We start from the raw sequence: 21519 nt of genomic DNA on the forward strand, positions 1-21519 counted from the left end.
GTCGCGCGCCTTAACCGCCTTTCTGGTGATCGTATTCGGCATACGCGGCACGGGTCTGGCAGAAACGGGCAGATAAATGGGCGCGTCCATCAAAGTCGAAAATGCGTATCGTGCTTTGGCGCCTTCTCCCCAGCCCGCATTAATGAACGGACGCACCTTCGGGCAATTCGCCCTCATCAACATCGCGGCCGCAGATGCGCGATCGCCTGCGAGATGAGCATCTACCGCCAGACTGAGGTTTCGGCCAGCCTCAAACACTTCTGGGATCGGTTCGTTCAGGTAGCGTCTTAGGGTCATGCTGCTTCTCGCACCGCCGCGCAGATGCGGTCGACCACGGCCTCGACCGCGCGCGCATCCTCGCCTTCGGCCATCACCCGGATCACCGGCTCCGTCCCGCTCGCGCGAATCAGGACGCGCCCCGTGCCGTCGAGCGCCTGCTCGCCTGCCGCGATTGCCGCCCTGACGCTGTCCGCCTCCAGCGGCCTGGCGCCGCGGTCAAAGCGGACGTTCTTGAGCACCTGCGGCAGCGGCTCGAAGCGGTGGAGCACCTCGCTCGCCGACGCACCCGCGCGCTTGAGTTCCGCGAGCACCTGCAGTGCCGCGACCAGCCCGTCGCCGGTCGTCGCGTGATCGGCAAGGATGATGTGCCCCGACTGCTCGCCGCCGACATTGTAGCCGCGCGCGCGCATCGCCTCGAGCACGTGGCGGTCGCCGACATTGGTCCGGACCAGGCCCAGGCCCTGCGCCGCCAGATGCCGCTCCAACCCGAGGTTGGACATGACAGTCGCGACCAGCCCCCCGCCCTTCAGCCGCCCCGCGCGTGCGAGGCCGGTCGCGATCGTCGCCATCAGCTGGTCGCCGTCGACGATCCGCCCGCCCTCGTCGACGACGATCAGCCGGTCGGCGTCGCCGTCCAGCGCGATGCCGATGTCCGCCCCGCTCGCGACCACCGTCTCGCTCAGCGTCTCAGGCGCGGTCGAGCCGACCCGGTCGTTGATGTTCGTCCCGTTCGGCGTCACGCCCAGCTCGACAACGTCGGCGCCCAGCTCCCACAGCGCGGAGGGCGCGACCTTGTACGCCGCGCCGTTGGCGCAATCGACCACGACGCGCAGCCCGTCGAGGCGCAGGTCGCGCGGAAAGGTAGCCTTGGCAAAGTGGATATAGCGGCCCTGCGCGTCGTCAATCCGCCGTGCGCGGCCGATCTGGGCCGATGGGGCGAGGGGAACATCGCTGTCGATCAGCGCCTCGATCGCCTCCTCGGCCTCATCGGACAGCTTATACCCGTCGGGGCCAAACAGCTTGATGCCGTTGTCGGCGAACGGATTGTGGCTGGCGGAGATCATCACGCCGATGTCGGCGCGCATCGACTGGGTCAGCATCGCGATCGCGGGCGTCGGCAACGGCCCGGTCATCACCACGTCCATCCCGACGCTGGTGAACCCCGCGACCAGCGCGCTCTCCAGCATATAGCCCGACAGCCGCGTGTCCTTGCCGATCAGTACCCGGTGCTTGTGACTTCCGCGCAGGAAATAGGCACCTGCGGCCATCCCGACCCGCATCGCCATCGCCGCGGTCATCGGCTGGGTATTGGTCGCGCCGCGGATGCCGTCGGTGCCGAAATATTTTCTTGCCATGCAGGCCTCAGGTTGTTGCGCTATCTGCCCGGTGACGGGCAGCGATAGCGCGCCACGCAACGAAGGGCGAGTATGTCGCAGGCCACACGCATCCTCCTGTCGCTCGTGCTCGGCCTTGCCGCCGGGATCGCGCTCGCCGCACTGGCGCCCGGAGCGGTGCCCGGCACGGTCGCGGTCGCGCAGCCAATCGGGAGCGCCTGGCTCAACGGGCTGCAGATGACGATCGTGCCGCTGGTCGTCTCGCTGCTCGTCACCGGCGTCGCGGCGACGGCGGAAGCGGCGCGCGCCGGCCGGCTCGCGGGCCGCGCCATCGCGCTCTACGTCGTCATGCTTGCGGTATCAGCGACGCTGTCGGCGCTGCTGACGCCGCTCTTCCTGTCGATCGCGCCGCTGCCCGCCGACGCGGCCGCGGCGCTCCGGCATGCGCTGGGGCAGGCTGAGGCGATTCCACCGGTGCCGCCAATCGGTGAGTTCCTGGTCGCGGCGATCCCCAACAACATCGTCAAGGCCGCCGCCGACAGCGCTTTTCTGTCGCTGATCATCTTCACCCTCGTCTTCGCGTTTGCCGTGACCCGCATCGGCGAGGCCCAGCGGCAAATGCTGACCGGCTTCTTCACCGCGGTCCGCGACGCGATGCTGGTCGTCATCGACTGGGTGCTGTGGATCGGCCCGCTCGGGGTCGGCGCGCTGGCGCTGGTGGTGGGCGCGAAGGCGGGGACGAGCGCGTTCGGGGCGCTGCTTCACTATATCGGCACGCTGGTCGCGGTCGGGTTCAGCGTTTCGCTGCTCGCCTATCCGATGGCGGTGCTGGGCGCGCGGGTGTCACTCGGCCGATATGTCCGCGCAGCAATGCCGGCGCAGGCGGTGGCGATCTCCACCCAGTCTTCGCTCGCCAGCCTGCCGGCGATGCTGGGCGGGGCGGAGCAGCTCGGCGTGCGCGTCTCGACCGCGGGGGTCACGCTGCCGCTGGCGGTGGCGATCTTTCGCTGGACGGGGCCGGCCATGAACCTGGGTGTCGCGATCTATGTCTCGCGCTGGTTCGGGATCGAGCTGCCGCCCGCGACGCTGGCGCTGGCGGTGCTGGTCGCGACGCTGACCTCGCTCGGTTCGGTGAGCCTGCCGGGCACGGTCAGCTACATCAGCGCCATCGCCCCCGTGGCCGCGACGCTGGGCGCGCCGCTCGCGCCGCTCGGGCTGCTGGTCGCGGTGGAGACGATCCCCGACATCATGCGGACGCTCGGCAACGTCATGATGGACCTGGCCACGACCGCCACGCTAGGGCGGCGCGAGATAGCGGCGCCCGATGCCGATGGCGGCGAGGGCGACCTGCTGGTGCAGGAGACGATACGATGATGAAGCGGTGGCTGGGGCAGCGGTTCGAGGTGTCGGCGATCGGCATCGGCTGCATGCCGATGGTGGCAGGCGGCAACATCACCTACGGCCACGCGTCGGAGGACGAAGGCGAGGCGACGATCCACGAGGCGATCGAGCGCGGCGCGACCTTCCTCGACACCGCGCAGATCTACGGCCCCTTCACCAACGAGGAGCTGGTCGGCCGCGCGATCAACGGCAAGCGGCAGGGGCTGCAGATCGCGACCAAGTTCGGCTTCAGGTTCGGCGACAATGGTGCGATCGTCGGCGTCGACGGCTCGCCCGCCAACGCACGCGCATCCGTGGAGGGCTCGCTGCAACGGCTCGGGATCGACTGCATCGACCTGTTCTACCAGCACCGCGTCGACCCCAATGTGCCGATCGAGGAGACGGTCGGCGGAATGGCCGAGCTGGTGACCGAGGGCAAGATCCGCCACATCGGCCTGTCCGAAGCGGGGCCGGAGACGCTGCGCCGCGCCGTCGCGACTCACCCGATCGCCGCGCTGCAGAGCGAATATTCGCTGTGGGAACGCGGCGTGGAGGACGAGATCCTGGAGATCTGCCGCGCCAACGATATCGGCTTCGTGCCCTATTCGCCGTTGGGTCGCGGCTTCCTGGCGGGCGGCATCCGCTCGCTGGCCGATCTCGCGCCGGACGACTGGCGCCACCAGGACCCGCGCTATTCGGCGGAGAACATGCCGCACAATCTCGCCATCGTCGACGCGGTGGCGGCGGTCGCGGCGCGCCACGGCGTGTCGAACGCGCAGGTCGCTCTCGCGTGGCTGCTTGCACAGGGGCCGCACATCGTGCCGATTCCCGGCGTCAAGCGCCGCGAGACGATGCGCGACTCGGTGGCGGCGTACAAGGTGGCGCTGACCGCTCAGGACCTGGCGGAGCTGGACGCCGCCGCGCCCAACGGCGGCACGGCGGGGCCGCGGTACGGCGAACGGGGAATGCGGATGGTGCGTCTTTAGCGGGACGCGCAGCGCAGCAGCGCGTCGATCGAGCAAGGGCAGCGTCGATCGACGCGAAAGGCCGGCCGGCGCGGCCAGCAGCCGCGTCCGACGTCACGGGATTTACTCCCGTGACAGCCCTCGGACTTGGGTTACCCAAAGGGCGGCGCCGCGGCAGAGCGTCGTCGGACCTCGGCAGCGCCGAGGCCGGCCGGGCTTGGCGGTCTCGCCCGTCGCTGCGCTACTGGCGTGCCGACCGCGCCTCACTGCACCCCATGCATCCACCGCCGGATCAGCGGCGACAGCACCAGTAACACAACGCCGATGCCGATCGTGATCAGCCCGTAATGCTGATAGACGGCGGTGTAGGTGTCCAGGCTGACCTTCGGGTTGGTCACCTGCCCGCCGACTGTCTCCACGCTCGCCGATTGAGCCAGCAGCCCCGCCAGCGACTGCGCGACCGAGATCGACAGGAACCACACCCCCATCATCAGCCCGACGATCCGCGCCAGCGACAGTTTGGTGATCATCGACAGCCCGACCGGCGAGATGCACAATTCGGCCAGGCTGTGGATCAGATACAGTCCCGCCAGCCACCACAGCCCGACCCGGAAATCCGCACCGGCGAAGCTAGTGCCCCACACCAGGAACAGGAAGCCGCTGCCGACGCCGATCAGCGCCAGCGCGAACTTGACGGGGATCGGCGGCTCGAACCCCCGCTTCGCCAGCGCGCCCCACAAAATGGTCAGCACCGGCGCGAACAGGACGATCGAGACCGGGTTGAAGTTCTGCGTCTGCGGCGCCGACATCTCGAATAGCCCGAACACGCTGCGGTTGACGTTGCGGTCGGCGAACAGCGTCAGGCTCGATCCCGCCTGCTCGAACAGCGTCCAGAACACGACGTTGAAGGTGATGAGCACCATCGCCGCGAGCATCATCTGGAACTCGCGCCGGTCGCCCGCCACCCAGGACCAGGCGAGGATGCCCGGCACCGACAGGAAGAAGGTGACGTACAACGCCTTGTTGAGCAGCGGCAGCGCCATCAACGCCCCCCAGAACCCCTCTCCTGCCGACAGCTTGGGCGTCGCCAGCACGTTCTGGAACAGCAGGAACACGATCGGCACCGCCACCGCCGCGCCGAGATAGATGAGCAGCGCGCGATCCGGTCCGGCCTGTACGGGGGTCTCGCCGATCCCGGCCAGCCTGCCGCCGTTGAACTGGATCAGCAGCCACGAGATGACCATGCCAAAGCCCGCGCAGCTCAGCCCCGCCCACCAGCCAACCGTGTCCGCCAGGAACGGGCAGGCGAGCTGCCCTAGGATCGAGCCAAGGTTGATCCCCATGTAGAAGATGGTGAAGCCGCTGTCGCGCCGCCGGTCGCCCTGCGCATACAACTCGCCGACCATGGTCGAGATGTTGGGCTTGAAGAAGCCGTTGCCGACCGAGATCAGCGACAGGGCGAGCAGCATGATCGCCACCGCGGTGCCGTTCTTCTCACTCTTCGACTGCAGCCCGTCCTTGGGAATGCTGCGCGCGACCGAGCCGTCGGCGTTGAGCAGCGACACCGATCCGTCCTCGTTGCCGTGGATCTGATAGCGACGGCCGCCGTCGACCAGCATCCGCCGCTCGGTCTTGGCGCTGGTCGGTCCGTCGCGGAAATTGTCGATCTGCACCTCATAACGCTGGCCGCCGATTACGGCGTAGGGCTTCGACGGTGAGCCGCCGAACGCCAGCGTGAAATAGCCGATCGCCATGATGATCGCGCCGAACTTCACCGATCGCTTGGCGCCGAGATATTGGTCGGCGAGCAGCCCGCCGATCAGCGGCGTCAGATAGACCAGCGCGGTATAGCCGCCATACAGGCCGGTCGCCTCGCCGTCGGCGAAGATGAAATGCTTGGTCAGGTACAGCGTCAGCAGCGCGCGCATGCCGTAATAGCCGAACCGCTCCCACATCTCGGTGGTGAACAGCCGCGCGAGCTGGCGCGGGTGACCGAACCATTGCGACCCCGGCTCGACCGCGTGCGGACGGGTGAGGTCGAGATCGTGGTCGGTCTCGACGACGGGGGTGTCCACCATGTCCAAAGCTCCCAGATGCGCCGGCGGCCTTTTCCGGCCTGCTCTGCGAGCCAACCTAACGGCTTGTGCCCGGCTGTAAATGGCGGGGGCGGGGAGAGGCGGTACACGGCCTCGCAGAGTTCACTTTGCGGCCCCTCTCGGCGCATCCAGCCGTTGCTGCGAACCGCTCGCAACACTACATCGCCGCCATGCTCAACGACACCACCAGCTACCTGTCCGCGCTCGCCACCCGCCGCTCGGGCAAGCCGCGCGATCTTGCCGGGCCCGGGCCGAGCCCCGCAGAGATCGACCGGATGATCCTACTCGCAGCGCGGTCGCCCGATCACGGCAAGCTCGCGCCGTGGCGCTTCGTCGTGGTAGAGGACCGGGCGCGGTTCGCGGCGCTGCTGGCGGATATCTGGGCCGCCGATCACCCGCGCGCGCCGGCGCACGAGCTGGAGACGGCGCGCCAGTTCGCGCTGCAGGCCCCGGCGCTAGTCGTCATCCTCTCCGCGCCCGTCCACGGCCACCAGGTGCCGCTGTGGGAACAGGAGCTGTCCGCCGGCGCGGCGACGATGAACCTGCTCCATGCCGCCCATGCGATGGGCTATGCGGCGGGCTGGCTGACCGGCTGGCCCGCCTTTTCGGATCGAGTGCGCGACGCGTTCGGCACGGCCGACCAGCGGCTGGCGGGATTTGTTTTTATCGGCACCCCGGCGCGCCCGCTCGATGATCGGCCGCGCCCCGACATGGCCGCGATCGTCAGCCGATGGTGAGCGGCTGTCAAAGCTGGACTCGCCTGCCCCCTTGCTGTATTAGATCACCATGACAGTGTGCGGTATCGCCGGATGATCGACGGTGACTCCCCCGTCTATCTCCGGCTGCGCGCGACCATCGCCGCGGGCATCCTGCGCGAGGTGTACGGTGCTGGCGATCAATTGCCATCGGTTCGCGCCCTCGCCGCCGAGCACGGCGCCAACCCGCTCACCGTCGCCAAGGCCTATCAGAGCTTTCAGGACGACGGCTATGTCGAGGTCCGCCGGGGCGTCGGCATGTTCGTCCTCACGGGCGCGGCCGAGCGCCTGCGCATCGCCGAGCGCGAGCGCTTCGTCACCGGCCAGTGGCCGCGCATCCGCGACTATATCGAACTACTCGGGCTCGACGCGGCGCAGCTGCTGGAGCCGACCGACGCCTGACCGAAGCGGCGGCCGTCAGCCGGTTGCCACGGCGCGTTGCGGTCGCGCCCGCCGTCGCAGCACCCCACCGGCCACGCCGAACCCGGCGATCATCAGCATCCACGCCGCGGGTTCGGGCACCGCCGGCGCGGCGGTCAGGAAGTTTTCCGAATACTCGGTATCCGAAAAGGCCGAAACCAGATAATTCGCCGTCGATGACGCGGTCCTGCCGCTCGCCGAATTGACGACCAACGTCAGGCTATGGCCGATCGGCACGACCACATCGAAAAAGCGGGGGTCGCCGGGGAAATAATTGCCCGAGCTGCCCGCATCGCCCAGCCAGTTCAGCGCCTTGTTAGCCGGATCATAGCTGTCCATGTACGCCGAGATAAACAGGTCGGTCATCTCGTCATCGAAGTTGATGTCATAATAGACGGTCTGAAAAGCGTTTGCTCCAAACGGCGCCGCGATCGTCGTGAACGCATAGGAGGTACCCGTGTTGATGACGCCAGGATAGGTCTCGGTGCCGGTCCAGTCCTGCTGGACGCCGTTGCGCGACAGTCGTCCGAGCTGAACCGGGCTGGCAGGTCCGACCGAAACCGATCCCGACGTGACATCGGTCGCGAGCGCTGGCGCGGCTACCCACGACGATGCCAGCGCGATGGCGATCGCGCATCCAAGCCTTGTCATGCCCATCGTCAATTCCCCTGATCGCATTGGCGTATTTTGGTCAGCGATCTTGCCGTATCGCTGTCAGGCGGGGCGGATGACGTCAAGGGGCTGAAGGCCATAGCTCAAGCGCCCCGACCTCCGCCGCCGTCAGGTCGATCCCGAACATCAGGCTCAGCCGCAGGCGGTAGACGCGCGGATCGGTGATCTCGCCCTCGCCGACCTCGCTGCCGACCTGGCGGCGGTAATGCCGGTCGGTCAGCCGCGCGAACCCACGCGGCAGGACGATGGACACGATGCGATGCTGAACGAACCGGCTCGCCGGATCGGTCGATGCCCAGCGATTGCCCGCCGCGATCGCCGCGTCGTCGACCGCGGCGGTCGTGAAGCGATATTGCGGCCGCCACCCCGCGCCGCCGCCGCGGCCGTCGGTGGTGCCGGGATCGCCATCGCGTAGCAGCGCCCACCCGCCGTCCGCCGCCTCCAACCGGAACCGGGCGCCGTCCGGTGCGCTCGCCTCGGCACCGTCGCTTAAGGGCATCGGGGGTGAATAGCTGCCGCCGAAACCGGCGTCGGCGATCCAGTCCTGCCGGTCGATCGTGACGAGGCTCAGCGCGTGTGTGCCCGGCGGGGTTGGCGTGCCGCTCAACAGTACCTGCGCCGACAGCGGCCGCGCCACGAAGCCGAGCGCCGCCAGCGCGTCGCCGAACAGCCGGTTGTGCTCGAAACAATAGCCGCCGCGCCGGGCGGTCACCAACTTGGCGAACACCCCCGCAGAGTCGACCGCGATCGCACGCCCGAGCGCCACATCGAGGTTCTCGAACGGAATGGCGAGCCGATGTGCACGCTGAAGCCGGTGCAGGCCTGCGGCATCGTCGGTGACGCGGGTCGGAAGCTGGACGCGCGCGAGATAGGCGGGAAGGTCGAACACCCCGTCCGCTCAACCCGTCAATGCCGCTGCAGGCAGTGCGTACAGCACCTCCGCGCTCGCGGTCGCCGCGGCGCGCAGACCGAGCACTTCCGGCACGATCTGCTCGACATAGAAGCGCGACAGCACGCGCTGGGTGTCGCCGAACGCGCCGTCCCCGGCCGCGCGCGCCAGCCGCTCCATCAGCCAGCCGCAAACCGCCACCGACAGCATCGTCAGGAACGGATAGCTCGCCGCCAGCCGATCGTCCGCGCTCGCCGCTGCCAGCCGCTGGCCGATAACGTCGCAGGTCTCGACCAGCGCGAGCAGGTCGTCTGCCGCCGCATCGCGCCGCATGTCGGCGATCAGCGCTGCGAACGCCGCGCCGCCGTCGAGCCCCAGCTTGCGCCCGACCAGGTCGGCGGCCTGAATACCGTTGGTGCCTTCGTAGATGGGCGTGATCCGCGCATCGCGGAAGAACTGCGCCGCGCCCGTCTCCTCGATATAGCCCATGCCGCCATGCACCTGGATGCCGAGGCTCGCGACTTCGTTGCCGAGATCGGTGCCGTGCGCCTTGGCGAGCGGGGTGACCATCTCCAGCCGGTTCTTCGCCTCGATGTCTCCCAGCCCCGCCCGGTCAACCTGGCCCGCGGCGTAATAGACCAGCGCGCGCGCCGCCATCGTCTGCGCCTTCATCCGCAGCAGCATCCGCCGGACGTCGGGGTGCTCGACGATCCGCGCCGCCTGACCCGCGCGCGCGCCTTGCACCCGCTCCAACGCATAGGCGACCGCGGCCTGCGTCGCGCCCTCCGCCACCTGCACCCCCTGCAGCCCGACATTGAGCCGCGCATTGTTCATCATCGTGAACATCGCCCGCATGCCGCCATGTTCGGGGCCAATCAGCTCGCCGACGCAATCGTCATGGTCGCCGAAGGAAAGGACGCAGGTCGGCGAGACATGCAGCCCCATCTTGTGTTCGATCGAGACGACGCGGACGTCATTCGGCGTGCCGTCCAGCCGAACCTTGGGCACCAGGAACAGGCTGATCCCGCGGGTGCCCGCCGGCGCATCGGGGGTGCGCGCGAGGACGAGGTGGACGATGTTGTCGGTCAGGTCGTGATCGCCGTAGGAGATGTAGATCTTCGTGCCCTTGATGCTCCATCGACCGTCACCGAGCGGCGTCGCGTTGGCACGGAGCGCGCCGACGTCGCTGCCCGCCTGCGGCTCGGTCAGGTTCATCGTCCCGGTCCATTCGCCGGTCGCAAGCTTGGGCAGGTACGCCGCCTGCTGCGCGGGCGAGCCGTGATGCGCCAGCGCCTCGATCGCGCCGACGGTCAGCGTGGGGCATAAAGCGAACCCCATATTGGCCCCGCCCAGCGTCTCCAACACCGCGGTCTGCACCGCGAAGGGCAGGCCCTGCCCGCCCCATGCCTCGCCGACGCCGATCGTGCCCCAACCGCCAGCGACGTAATCTTGATATGCCTGCCGGTAGCCATCGGGCATCACCACCCCTTCCGGGGTCCACTTTGCGCCCACCGTATCGCCTGCCTTGGCGAGCGGCGCCCATTCGCCCGCCGCGAACTGGCCCGCGCCGTCGAGCACCGCGTCGACCACGTCGGGGGAGGCGGCGGCGAAGCGCTCGGTTGCGCCGAGCGCGGGCAGATCGACGATGGCGTCGAGTACCAGCCGCTGCGCGGTGGTCGGGGGGGTGAAGGGCATGCGATAGTCTCCGCGGGGACCCGCGCCTATAGCCGCGCGTCCAGGGGAGACCAACCATGCCTGCACCGACGATCCTGCCCTTCGGCGACGACGCGATCGCGCGCGCGGCGGCGCTGATCGCGGCGGGCGAGCCGGTCGCGGTGCCGACCGAGACCGTCTACGGGCTGGCGACGGACGCGACCGACCCCGCCGCAGTGGCGCGCATCTATGCGGCGAAAGGTCGGCCGAGCTTCAACCCGCTGATCGTACACGTGCTCGATCTCGCGGCGGCGGAGCGGCTGGCGGTGTTCGACGGCGACGCGCGGACGCTGGCGGCGGCGTTCTGGCCCGGGCCTTTGACGCTGGTGTTGCCGGTACGCGACGATGCGGGGCTCGCGGCGGCGGTGACGGCGGGGCTGCCCACCGTCGCGATCCGGGTGCCCGCCGGCCGCGCGATGCGCGCGCTGCTGGCGGCCAGCGGCGTGCCGCTCGCCGCACCGTCCGCCAACCGCTCGGGCGCGATCAGCCCGACGACGGCGCCGCACGTCGCCGCAAGCCTGGGCGGCCGCGTGCCGCTGATCCTGGACGACGGCGCCTGTGCGGCGGGAGTGGAGTCGACGATCGTGGCGGGACGGGAGGTACTGCGGCCCGGCCCGATCACGACCGCCGCGATCACAATGTTGCTCCCCCTCTGCGAACGCGGGGCTCCGGCTGCGATGCAGCCCGATGCCGGAGCGCAGCTGCCGCCGCCGAAGGTGATCGCACCCGGCCAGCTCGCTAGCCACTACGCTCCCGCCAAGCCCCTCCGCCTAAACGCGACCAGCGCCGCCGCGGACGAGTGGCTCATCGGTTTCGGCGGGATCGCGGGAAACGATACGCTGAGCGCCACCGGCGACCTTGCCGAAGCCGCCGCGACCCTGTTCGCCGCCCTCCACCGTGCCGATGCCGCGCCCCACCCGCGCATCGCGGTCGCGCCAGTGCCGGAGGAGGGGATCGGCGAGGCGATCAACGATCGCTTGAAGCGAGCCGCGCATCGGGACGGCGACGGGTTGCCAACCTCGGCCGCAGCCATCCAGAACGCCGACGGAGGCACGGCGACGGGCCAAACGCCAGTGCGACGTGCGGATTGGCGAGCATTCCTTCGCGAGATCGCGATCGTGGTCATCGGCGTCCTGCTCGCGCTGGCCGGCCAGCAATGGGCCGACGGCGCGCGCTGGAAAAGCGCGGTCGCCGATTTTCGCGACGCGGCGGATAAGGAACTGGCGGCAGACCTCGCCGCCTATCGCTATCGGGTCGACCAGAGCGGCTGCGTCGACCGTCGTATCGCGGAGTTGCGACGATGGCGGCATGAGGCACGCGCCGGGCGTTTCGTCGCGCTCAGCCGCGAGATCGGACGGCCGGCGCTGATCACGCAGCGCACCAGCGTGTGGAACACACGGACCGGCGACCTCATGGCGAAGATCCCCCTTGAGCGTCGTCTCGCCTACTCGTCGCTCTATGACGAACTCGCGAACAACGACCGCCAGATGGCGGACGAGCGCGAGGCGTGGCGGAGCTTGTCGGGCTTCGCCGCCGCGTCCACGCTGACCAATGACGACGTGATCCGGCTGAGTGAGCTGCTCTACCGCGCCGCCACGATAAACGTCGTCCTGCGCTCGAACCAGCATGAGGTTGACGCGATCGCCGGCACGCTGGCGCTGAGGCCCGGCTTCGGCACACGCTACATCGCGCCACGCGATCCGGGCTTTTGCAGGCCGCTGTCCTGATCTTCAGACGCTTTCGGTGAGAGCCCGCGATCGCGCGGCAAAGCTCTTGCGCAATTTCTGCAGCTTGGGCGGGATGACCGCGACGCAATACGGGTTCGACCGGCCCGACGTCTCCCAGTAATCCTGATGATAGCCCTCCGCCGGATACCAGGTGGAGAACTCCTCCACCGTCGTCACGATCGGCTTGGCGCTGTCCGCCTGCGCGCGTGCGATCGCCTGGTCCGCCTGCTCCTCCTGCATCACCGTTTCGGGGAAGATGGCGGAGCGGTATTGGGTGCCGACGTCGTTGCCCTGCCGGTTGAGCTGGGTCGCGTCGTGGGTCGCGAAGAAGATGTCGAGCAGGTCGGCGTAGCGCAGCTGCGCCGGGTCGAAGCCGATCCGGATCGCCTCGGCATGGCCGGTGTCGCCGCTGCACACGGAGCGATAATCCGGATTTGCGGTCGTGCCGCCGATATAGCCGCTCTCGACGCTCTCGACCCCGATCACGTCCTTGAACACCGCTTCGGTACACCAGAAGCACCCGCCCGCCAGCGTCGCATAGTCCGTCATCGACCGATCTCCTTTGCCCCGATGTAGGAAGCCGCTAACGCCGGGCAATGGACGGAACGATACTGGTCACCGGCGGCGCCGGTTATATCGGCAGCCACGCGGTGCTGGCGCTGCTCGACGCAGGGCGCGAGGTGGTGGTGGTCGACAACCTCGTCACGGGTTTCGCCTGGGCGGTCGATCCGCGCGCGACGCTGGTCGAGATGAATGTCGCCGATCCGCGCATGTCGGACTTGCTCCGCGCACACGATATCCGGGCGATCATGCACTTCGCGGGGTCAGTGGTGGTGCCGGAGTCGGTCAGCGATCCGCTCAAATATTACGAGAACAACACCGCCGCGACCCGCGCGCTGCTGGCGAGCGCGGTGGCGGCGGGGACGCCGCATTTCATCTTCTCCTCGACCGCCGCGACTTATGGGACCCCCGATCGCGTACCTGTCGCGGAGGGCGATCCGACCGTCCCGATCAACCCCTATGGCATGTCGAAGCTGATGACGGAGGCGATGCTGCGCGACGTCGCCGCGGCGCACCCGATGAACTATGCGGCGCTGCGCTATTTCAATGTCGCCGGCGCCGATCCGCAGGGGCGATCGGGCCAGTCGACGGTCGGCGCCACCCACCTCATCAAGATCGCGGTGGAGGCCGCCACCGGCAAGCGCAACGCGGTCGGCGTCTTCGGCACCGACTTCCCGACCCGCGACGGCACCGGCGTGCGCGACTACATCCACGTCAGCGACCTGGCCGCCGCGCATGTCGCCGCCTTCGACCAGCTGGCCGCCGAGCCGGCGCGCAGCCATACGCTCAATTGCGGCTACGGCCGCGGCTTCTCCGTCCTGGAGGTGCTCGACGCCGTCGACCGGGTGACCAACCTCAAGCTCGACCGCCGCCTCGAGTCGCGCCGCGCGGGCGATCCGGCCGAGCTGATCGCGGACAATCGCGCTATCCTGGCGACGCTGCCCTGGCGGCCCGAGCGCGACGATCTCGACGGCATCGTCCGCGATGCGCTCGCCTGGGAGCGCAGGCTGGGCGAGCGGGAAAAGGGGCGGCAGGGGTGAGGCTGCGCTCGCTCCTGTTCGTCCCCGGCGATCGCCCCGAGCGCTTCGCCAAGGCGGCGGCGAGCGGGGCCGACGCGCTGATCCTCGACCTGGAGGACTCCGTGGTCCCGGCGCGCAAGGACGCGGCCCGCGCGGCGGTGGCGGCGTACCTGACCGAGCAGCGCAGCATAGCCGTTTTCGTTCGCGTGAACCCGCTTGCGTCGCCCTTCGTCGATGACGACGTCGCGGCGCTGCTCGGCGCGCGGCCCGACGGAATCGTCCTGCCCAAGGCGGATGGCGCCGGCGATGTCGCGCTGCTCGCCTCGCGACTACCGCTGCCGATCCTGCCGGTCGCGACCGAGACCCCGGCCGCGATCTTCGGATTGGGCAGCTATCGCGACGCCGCGAGCCGTCTGGCCGGCCTGACCTGGGGCGCCGAGGACCTGCCCGCCGCGATCGGTGCCGCGAGCAGCCGCGAGCCCGACGGCCGCTACACCCCGCCCTATCAGCTCGCGCGCAGCCTGACCCTGTTCGGCGCGCATGCCGCGGGCGTGCCGGCGATCGAGACCGTCTATCCCGATTTCCGCGACATCGACGGACTCGCCGCCTATGCCGCGCGCGGGCGGCGCGACGGGTTCACCGGCATGCTGGCGATCCATCCCACCCAGGTGCCGGTCATCAACGCCGCCTTCACGCTAAACGACGCAGAGATCGCCCACGCCCGCGCCGTCGTCGCGCTGTTCGCCGCCAATCCCGACGCGGGCGCGCTGCAGCTCGACGGCAAGATGGTCGACGCGCCCCACCTCAAGGCGGCGCAGCGGCTGCTAGCGCTGGCCTCGTCGCCCGCCGCGTGACGCGCGGAAACGGGCGGTGAGGAACCACCAGCCCAGCGCCCATAGCGTGCCGAGGCTCCACCCTGCCAGCACGTCCGACGGCCAGTGGACGCCGAGATAGACCCGGCTCACCCCGATCGCGCCGACCAGCATAATCGCTGCGCCCAGCAGATAGCGCCGCGCCGCCCGCTCGCGCATCACCTGCGTCGCGAGCGCCGCCAGCGTCAGATACACCACCGCGCTCGACGCCGAATGGCCCGATGGGAAGCTGAGGTCGTGGACGCTCGCCCAATGCTCGACCAGCGTCGGGCGCGGCCGGTGGATCAGGTGCTTGATCAGGCTCACCGCCTGGCCGCCGGTGATCGCCGCCAGCACGGCCGCCAGCGCGGTCAGGTAATGGCGCTGCGCGATCAGCAGCCCGGCGCCGGCGATCACCACCAGCGTCAGCACCGTGACGCTGCCGAGCGCCGTCACGTCGCTCGCCGCTTCGCGCAGCCAGGACGGTGCGGCCCCCGATACGGCCCAGCGGCGCAGCCCGACGATGATCGCCTGGTCCCATCCGACCGGCCACCGTCCCAGCGCTGCCCCCGCGCCGAGCACCAACGCGACCGCCAGCGCGATCAGCCCGGCTCCGATGAGCAGCGGCGGCGGGCGGCGGACGGCGGCGGTCATCGGGGCAAAACGCAGGATCCGCGCCGTCAGGTCCGCCACGCTGCGACCCCACCGGCTGGCAGCGGGTCAGACCCGAGCAGCAGCTCACCCACATCGGCATGCGCTGACAGCGCAATCGGGGTAGCCTCGTAATTGAACGCGAAGCGCACACCGCCGCGCGAGCGCAGCCGCAATCCGGGCGGCAGGCTGAGCACCGCAAGTCCCGCCTCTTCAACCGCCTCGCGCACGATCCGCACCAGCAGATCGGGGGTGGGCCACCCGGCGACATAGCGCAGCCGGCGGTGCCGCCAGACCAGCCCCGCGCCGTTCTCCAGTCGCAGCGACGGCTCGATCTCGCCCTCGACCTGCTCCAACCAGCGCTCGACACCGCCGCTGCCCTCGACCGGCTCGACCACGCCGCGCGGCAGGCTCTCGACCCGGGTCACCCGGATCGGAAGCGCGTCGCCGAACGCCGGCCGCGGCAGACCGAGCGGTAGCTGGAAGTCGGCGGTCCTGCTGGCCGTGCGCGGCCCGAGCAGCACGACCGCCTCGCTCGCGGCAAGCGTTGCGGCCAGCGCCTCCGATACGACCGGCAGCGACGGCGCGACGATCAGGCGGTAGCCCAGGAGGTCCGCGTCGGGCGATACGATGTCGACGTCAAGCCCCAGCCCGCGCAGCGCCGTGTACCAGCCGAACACCTGCTCCAGCGCGCGCCATCCGCGTCCCTGCGGCTGGATGTCCAGGACCCACTGCGCCTCGTAGGAGAATAGCAGCGCCACCGGCGCGCGCACCGCCGGCTCGACCTGCACCGCCGCCCGCTCGGCCGCGACCGCGCGCACCTCGGCGGCCGCGGGCCCATCCTCGCTGTCGGGGCGGAGCAGCCCGGCGTGCATCTGCTCCTGCCCGAACGGCGCCTGCCGCCAGCGGAAATAGCTGACGAGTCCGGCCCCGTGCGCCCACGCCTCCCAGGTCCACAGCCGCACCATGCCCGGCAGTGGTGCCGGGTTGTGCGCCGCCCAATTGACCGGCCCCGGCTGCTGCTCCAGCACCCACAGCCGCTGCGACGGCGTGCAGCCGCGGTACAGGTCGTGGTGGAAGGCGGCGAAGTCGGGATGCCCCTGGCGCAGGAAGCGCCGCTTGGTCGCCGCGTCGTCCCAGCCGCCGTCGAGGAAGCCGAGCGGATAGCTGTCCCACCCCGCCGCATCCAGGTCGCGCCCGACCGCGTGATGGTCGAAGCCGGTGAAGAACCCCATGAAATTGTGCGCCACGTCGCGCCCCGGTGACCCCGCGCGGATGATCGCCGCGGCCCGCGCGTTGAACGCCACCACCTGATCCGACGAGAACCGTCGCCAGTCGAGCCGATGCGCCGGGTTCGCCTCCGTCACCGTCGCAGCTGGCGGATCCACCGCGGCGAAGCCCCGATACTCGCCGCTCCAGAACACCGTGCCCCAGGCGGTGTTGAGCGCGTCGATGTCGCGATAGCGCCGCTCAAGCCATGCGCGGAACGCCACCGTTGCGGCGGGCGAGAAGCTCTCGACCGTATCGTGGCAGCCATATTCATTGTCGGTCTGCCACGCGATCACCGCCGGATGCTCCCCATAACGCGCCACGAGCGCGGTCACGATCCGGTCGCTCTCGCGCCGGTAGGTATCGCTCGAAAAACAGTAATGCCGGCGCGACCCGAACCGCCGCGGCTGGCCCTGCGCGTCGCAGGGCAGGATGTCGGGATGCGCGTCTACCAGCCATTTCGGCGGCGTCGCGGTCGGCGTGCCGAGGATGACCTGCAATCCCGCCGCGGTCAGCGTCGCGATCGCACGGTCGAGCCAGCCCCAGTCGAACCGCCCCGGCTCGGGCTCGATCCGGCTCCAGGCGAACTCGCCGATGCGCACCACCGACAGCCCCATCGCGCGCATCCGCCGCGCGTCCCCGGCCCAGCCCGCCTCCGGCCATTGCTCGGGATAATAGCACACACCCAACCGCAACGGCGCCAAGCCCCCTTCAACCGTTTTGACGCCCGCTGCCATGCGCCCTAGCCTCGCATGCATGACCGACACCGTCGACACCCTCCTCGCCACCGCCACGCTCGAGGAAAAGATCGGCATGATGTCGGGCCGGGGGTTCTTCGCCGCCTACAAGGAAGACGGCGGCGTCTGGGGCGCGCGGCCATACCGCGCGGGCAGCGGGATCGAGCGGCTCGGAATCGAACCCCTGTGGTTCACAGACGGTCCTCGCGGCGTCGCGCGCGGCGTCAGCACTTGCTTTCCTTGTACGATGGCGCGCGGCGCATCGTTTGATGTCGCTCTTGAACAGCGCATCGGCGAGGCGTTGGGAATCGAGGCGCGCGCGCAAGGCTGCACGCTATCGGGCGCGGTATGCATCAACCTGCTTCGCCATCCCGCCTGGGGCCGCGCGCAGGAGACCTATGGCGAGGATCCGCATCATCTCGGCCGGATGGGCGCGGCGCTCGGCCTCGGCATCCAGGCGCACGGCGTCATCGCAACGATCAAGCACTTCGCGCTCAACTCGATGGAAAACGCCCGCTTCACCGTCGACGTCCGCATCGACGAACGCGCGCTGCATGAAGTCTATCTTCCCCATTTCAAACATTGTCTCGACCGCGGCGTCGCCAGCGTCATGTCGGCGTACAACCAGCTCAACGGCGAATATTGCGGGCAGCACCGCCACCTCCTGACCGACATCCTGCGCGGTGAATGGGGCTTTGCGGGGTTCGTCCATTCCGACTGGATCAAGGGCGTGTACGCGCCTTATGGTGCCGCCGCCGGGCTGGATATCGAGAATCCCGAACCGCTCAAATGGGGCAAGAAGCTGCTTGCCGCGGTCGAGGCGGGTACGGTCGAGCCGCAGGTGATTGACCGGGCCTGCCGTCGCATCCTGTCGGTCCAGCTCGACTTCGCCGCGCGCGAGCTGCCGCTGGAGCGCTATGACGAGACGCTGGTCGCCTGCGCCGCGCATGTCGCCCTGGCGCAGGAGGCGGCGGAAAAGTCCGCCGTGCTGCTCGAGAATGACGGCACGCTGCCCTTCGCCCCCGGCGTCAGGCTGGCGTTGCTCGGTCGCCTTGCGGCGATCGAGAACACCGGCGACAACGGATCGAGCCGCGTCCGCCCGCCAGCCGTCGTCACTGCGCTGACCGGGCTGGCGGCGGTGACGGCGGTGATCCATGCCGACGAGCGCGACCTCGCCGCCGCGCGCGCCGCCTGCGACGATGCCGACGCGGTCGTGATCGTCGCAGGCTATACTGCACGCGAAGAGGGCGAATACATTCCCGGCGACATGACGCTGGACGCCGCCGGTTCGTCCGCCGCGGCCGTCTCGATCGGTGGCGACCGCCGCGATCTGGGCCTCCCCGCCGATCAGCGCGCGCTGATCGGCGCCGCCGCCGCGTCCGGCAAGCCCGTCGTCGTCGTGCTGATCGCGGGGTCGGCGGTGCTGGTCGAAGACTGGCGCGCGTCCGCCGGGGCCATTCTCCAGACCTTCTACAGCGGTATGGCCGGCGGCGCAGCGCTCGCCCGGTTGCTGTTCGGGGCGGTGGCGCCATCGGGCAAGCTGCCCTTCACCGTCGCGCGTCGAGCCGAGGACTACCCCTTTTTCGACATCGACGCCGCACGGATCGATTACGGCTATTGGCATGGCTACGCCAAGTTCGAGGCGGAGGGTCTCACGCCGCGCTACCCGTTCGGGCACGGCCTGTCCTATGCCCGCTTCGCCTATCGTGCCCTCACCGTCCGGCGGGAGGGCGAGCGGCTGGCGGTAAGCGTCGCCGTCCGCAACGATGGGACGATGGCGGCGGACGAAGTGGTGCAGGCCTATGTCCGCTACCCCGGCACGGTCGAACCCCGCGCCGCGAAGAACCTTCACGCCTTCGCGCGCATCACCCTCGCGCCCGGCGAGACGAAGCTTGTCCACCTCGCCGTCGATGTTGCCGACCTGCGCCATCGCGATCCGGCGACCCACGGCTGGCGCCTCGAAGCCGGTGCGTACCGCATCCTGGTCGGTCCGTCCTCGGCGGGGCCGTTCCTCGAAGCCGGCATTAGCCTCTAGCCGCAGCCCCGTGCACGCAGACACTCAGCCGCCCATCGCCGTCCGCACCGCGTCGATCGCCGCCATCGAACGGACGAAATCATCATGGGGTCGCGGCCACCGCGCCCTGTCCGCGAGCGCGTCGCGCACCGCCGCCATCTGCGCCGCGTAGGAAGAGGGGCCGTCGACCTGATCCGATCGGCTGCCCGCCGCCGTCTCCACCGTCACCCGGTTGCCGCGCTGCGGCGCCAGCGGATTGTCGACCAACAGGCGGCCACGCGCGCCGGTGACCAGCAGCGAGGCGCTGTGCCGCGGCGCGTCCATCGACGCCGTCACCCTGGCCGCAACCTCGCCCATGCGCAGCTCGGCCGAAAAGGCGGCGTCGACCCCGTCCCGCCGCCTCGCATCGGCGGTAATAACGGTCAGCCCTTCGCCGAGCAGGAACCGGCACCAGGCGAGCGGGTAGACGCCCAGATCCATCAGCGCCCCGCCACCCAGCCCGGCCCGCCACCGGAACTCGCCCGGCGCGGTGCCGACCGCCGCGTCGAACCGCGCCTCGACCGTCATGATCGCACCAAGCTCGGGCAGCAGCTGCTTCAACCGGGCGAACAGCGGATGGTGAAGCGAATGCATCGCCTCGAACACCTGCACGCCCGCCGCGTCCGCCGCCGCCAGCACAGCGCGCGCCTCGCCCGCGTTCATCGCGAACGGCTTCTCGACCAGCAGATGCTTGCCCGCGCCGACCGCGAGGAGCGCCTGCGCTCGATGCACCGATGGCGGGGTCCCGATATAGACCAGGTCGATGTCGGGCGAGGCGAGCAGCGCGGCATAGTCGTCATGCCACCGCGCAATCCCGTGCGTCGCGGCATAGGAACGCGCCCGTGCCGCCTCGCGCGCCGCCACCGCGACCACCTCCACGCCCCCAGCCGCCCGTGCCGCGTCGATCGCGGCATAGGTCGCCACCCGGCTTGCGCCGATCAGGCCGATGCGCAGCGGCGCCAGGGTGCGTTCGTCCATGTCGGCAGTCTCGCCCCCGTTCCGGCCGATCGCAAGCCATACCGGCGTTGCAAACGCAGTCAAAGCGACGGTATGACCGCGGGCGACAGGGGAGAGACGTGTGAGCCGAACCAGCAGCCGAGCGGCGGCCGCATGACCGCCCCCTTCCCGCTGCCGCCGCGTGCGCCCGTCACCCCGGTCGCGGGCCGCACCGCCGCCGCGATCCGGGCGCCCGACGGCCAGTCGACCCAGACGCTGCCCGGGTTCGAGCCGCAGTGGCGCGACATCGTCCACTACATTGTCGGCATCACCGAAGAGATCTGGACCGACATGGCGGTCGACCGCATCCGCGCGACCTATGCCGAGGACTGCGTGATCCATACCAGCATGGGCACGGTGCGCGGGGTGGCCGGAGTGATAAGCGGCACCGTCCAGTCGCTCTGGGCGTTCACCGGCTTCAGCACCGAGCATGTCAGCGTCACCTGGAACGAGCAGGCCGACGGCTTCTACACCAGCCACCTCGGTTTCGGCCGCTCGGTCAACACCGGCGCGACCGCCTATGGCCCTGCCACGAATGCGCCGCTCGCGCGCCATTTCTGCGCCGACTGCGTTACCGCGGACAACAAGATCCATACTGAATGGCTGTCGCGTGACACCGCAACCGGCATCATCCAGATGGGGTTGACCACGCAAGGTGTCGCGAAGACGCTGGCCGCGCACCCCGTTTCCGAGCCGCTGGCGCCTTACCCCGGAGACGCGCCTGCCCCGGTCGCAGGCGACCCGGCGACGATGGCCGGGTTTTTCGTGACGCTGTTCGCCCACTGGAACATGCGCGCCTTCGCCGCAGCAGGACGGGTCTATGCCGACGGCGCTGTCGCGCACTGGCCGGGTCTGCGCGAGGGCGCCGGACCGCGCGCGATCGCCCTCCTCTATATCGGCCTGTTCGCTTCGATTCCCGATGGCGTGTTCCGAATCGAGCACATCAGCTGGTCGGACGAAGGCCCGACCGTCGCCGTGCGCTGGCGGCTGGACGGCGCGTCGTCGCCGCTTGGCGCGATCGGCGAGATGCCGGGCGGCAAGCCGGTGGCATTGATCGGCTTTTCGCATTTCCGTTTCGGCGCAGGCGGCATCGTTGAGGAATGGACGGTGTTCGACGAGGTCGCCGTGATCGTCCAGGCGCTGCGCGGCTGA

The 21519-nt window shown here is 69.7% G+C and carries 17 protein-coding genes and 1 pseudogene; 9 read left to right on the top strand and 9 right to left on the bottom strand.

All coding sequences use genetic code 11. The features are described 5' to 3' along the window. Nucleotides 1–293: 293 nt before the first annotated feature. On the bottom strand, nucleotides 294–1634 hold the full coding sequence (gene glmM / locus ACP2AD_RS04905; protein WP_425228970.1) for a phosphoglucosamine mutase: 1341 nt from the start codon (nucleotides 1632–1634) through the stop codon (nucleotides 294–296). Nucleotides 1635–1706: 72 nt separating this feature from the next. Between glmM and ACP2AD_RS04910 the strand changes: the two genes are divergently transcribed. Together ACP2AD_RS04910 and ACP2AD_RS04915 are read left to right on the top strand one after the other, a co-directional pair. Then, nucleotides 1707–2987 carry a dicarboxylate/amino acid:cation symporter gene (locus ACP2AD_RS04910; protein ID WP_425228971.1) on the top strand — a complete coding sequence of 427 codons (1281 nt, stop codon included), beginning with the start codon at nucleotides 1707–1709 and terminating at the stop codon, nucleotides 2985–2987. Continuing rightward, nucleotides 2984–3979 carry an aldo/keto reductase gene (locus ACP2AD_RS04915; RefSeq protein ID WP_425228972.1) on the top strand — a complete coding sequence of 332 codons (996 nt, stop codon included), beginning with the start codon at nucleotides 2984–2986 and terminating at the stop codon, nucleotides 3977–3979. The genes ACP2AD_RS04910 and ACP2AD_RS04915 overlap by 4 nt, the downstream gene beginning before the upstream one ends. A 242-nt stretch (nucleotides 3980–4221) precedes the next feature. On the opposite strand, the gene ACP2AD_RS04920 is transcribed toward ACP2AD_RS04915, so the two are convergent. Beyond that, nucleotides 4222–6036, bottom strand: a complete 1815-nt coding sequence (locus ACP2AD_RS04920; protein ID WP_425228973.1) for a peptide MFS transporter — start codon at nucleotides 6034–6036, stop codon at nucleotides 4222–4224. Between the two features lie 188 nt (nucleotides 6037–6224). On the opposite strand from ACP2AD_RS04920, the gene ACP2AD_RS04925 reads away from it, so the two are divergent. Next, nucleotides 6225–6791 (top strand): nitroreductase family protein, encoded by a 567-nt coding sequence (locus ACP2AD_RS04925; RefSeq protein ID WP_425228974.1) that lies wholly within the window; start codon nucleotides 6225–6227, stop codon nucleotides 6789–6791. A 72-nt stretch (nucleotides 6792–6863) separates the two neighbouring features. Next, nucleotides 6864–7211 carry a GntR family transcriptional regulator gene (locus ACP2AD_RS04930; protein WP_425229215.1) on the top strand — a complete coding sequence of 116 codons (348 nt, stop codon included), beginning with the start codon at nucleotides 6864–6866 and terminating at the stop codon, nucleotides 7209–7211. 15 nt (nucleotides 7212–7226) lie between these two features. Here the strand turns inward: ACP2AD_RS04930 and ACP2AD_RS04935 are convergent, their stop codons facing one another. The 3 genes from ACP2AD_RS04935 to ACP2AD_RS04945 all read right to left on the bottom strand — a co-directional run bounded on the left by ACP2AD_RS04935 (nucleotide 7227) and on the right by ACP2AD_RS04945 (nucleotide 10485). Further along, nucleotides 7227–7880 (bottom strand): PEPxxWA-CTERM sorting domain-containing protein, encoded by a 654-nt coding sequence (locus tag ACP2AD_RS04935; RefSeq protein ID WP_425228975.1) that lies wholly within the window; start codon nucleotides 7878–7880, stop codon nucleotides 7227–7229. Nucleotides 7881–7962: 82 nt separating this feature from the next. Next, entirely contained in the window at nucleotides 7963–8790 is an 828-nt protein-coding gene (locus ACP2AD_RS04940) for an arylamine N-acetyltransferase family protein (protein WP_425228976.1), read from the bottom strand. Nucleotides 8791–8799: 9 nt separating this feature from the next. After that, entirely contained in the window at nucleotides 8800–10485 is a 1686-nt protein-coding gene (locus ACP2AD_RS04945) for an acyl-CoA dehydrogenase (RefSeq protein WP_425228977.1), read from the bottom strand. Between the two features lie 56 nt (nucleotides 10486–10541). Between ACP2AD_RS04945 and ACP2AD_RS04950 the strand changes: the two are divergent. Beyond that, nucleotides 10542–11504, top strand: a pseudogene (locus ACP2AD_RS04950) (L-threonylcarbamoyladenylate synthase); the annotation flags it as partial. A 729-nt stretch (nucleotides 11505–12233) separates the two neighbouring features. Here the strand turns inward: ACP2AD_RS04950 and msrA are convergent. Beyond that, on the bottom strand, nucleotides 12234–12779 hold the full coding sequence (gene msrA / locus ACP2AD_RS04955; RefSeq protein WP_425228978.1) for a peptide-methionine (S)-S-oxide reductase MsrA: 546 nt from the start codon (nucleotides 12777–12779) through the stop codon (nucleotides 12234–12236). A gap of 47 nt (nucleotides 12780–12826) precedes the next feature. On the opposite strand from msrA, the gene galE reads away from it, so the two are divergent. Together galE and ACP2AD_RS04965 are read left to right on the top strand one after the other, a co-directional pair. Next, nucleotides 12827–13831, top strand: coding sequence for a UDP-glucose 4-epimerase GalE (gene galE, locus ACP2AD_RS04960; RefSeq protein WP_425228979.1), 1005 nt, complete (start codon nucleotides 12827–12829; stop codon nucleotides 13829–13831). Beyond that, on the top strand, nucleotides 13828–14664 hold the full coding sequence (locus tag ACP2AD_RS04965) for an HpcH/HpaI aldolase/citrate lyase family protein (RefSeq protein WP_425228980.1): 837 nt from the start codon (nucleotides 13828–13830) through the stop codon (nucleotides 14662–14664). Before galE ends, ACP2AD_RS04965 begins: the two co-directional genes overlap by 4 nt. On the opposite strand, the gene ACP2AD_RS04970 is transcribed toward ACP2AD_RS04965, so the two are convergent. Continuing rightward, the gene (locus tag ACP2AD_RS04970; RefSeq protein ID WP_425228981.1) at nucleotides 14635–15354 is read right to left on the bottom strand and encodes a phosphatase PAP2 family protein; all 720 of its coding nucleotides are present in this window, start codon (nucleotides 15352–15354) and stop codon (nucleotides 14635–14637) included. The genes ACP2AD_RS04965 and ACP2AD_RS04970 overlap by 30 nt on opposite strands. Beyond that, nucleotides 15342–17318: a beta-galactosidase gene (locus tag ACP2AD_RS04975; RefSeq protein ID WP_425228982.1), complete on the bottom strand. Its 1977-nt coding sequence runs from the start codon at nucleotides 17316–17318 to the stop codon at nucleotides 15342–15344. Before ACP2AD_RS04975 ends, ACP2AD_RS04970 begins: the two co-directional genes overlap by 13 nt. A 19-nt stretch (nucleotides 17319–17337) precedes the next feature. On the opposite strand from ACP2AD_RS04975, the gene ACP2AD_RS04980 reads away from it, so the two are divergent. Then, on the top strand, nucleotides 17338–19353 hold the full coding sequence (locus ACP2AD_RS04980; protein ID WP_425228983.1) for a beta-glucosidase family protein: 2016 nt from the start codon (nucleotides 17338–17340) through the stop codon (nucleotides 19351–19353). Between the two features lie 24 nt (nucleotides 19354–19377). On the opposite strand, the gene ACP2AD_RS04985 is transcribed toward ACP2AD_RS04980, so the two are convergent. Further along, the gene (locus ACP2AD_RS04985; RefSeq protein ID WP_425228984.1) at nucleotides 19378–20349 is read right to left on the bottom strand and encodes a Gfo/Idh/MocA family protein; all 972 of its coding nucleotides are present in this window, start codon (nucleotides 20347–20349) and stop codon (nucleotides 19378–19380) included. 132 nt (nucleotides 20350–20481) lie between these two features. Here ACP2AD_RS04985 and ACP2AD_RS04990 point away from each other — a divergent pair, with 132 nt between their 5' ends. Beyond that, nucleotides 20482–21519 carry an ester cyclase gene (locus ACP2AD_RS04990; protein ID WP_425228985.1) on the top strand — a complete coding sequence of 346 codons (1038 nt, stop codon included), beginning with the start codon at nucleotides 20482–20484 and terminating at the stop codon, nucleotides 21517–21519.

The sequence above is a fragment of the Sphingomonas sp. genome (assembly GCF_965248875.1).
In the GTDB taxonomy this organism is placed as follows: domain Bacteria; phylum Pseudomonadota; class Alphaproteobacteria; order Sphingomonadales; family Sphingomonadaceae; genus Sphingomonas.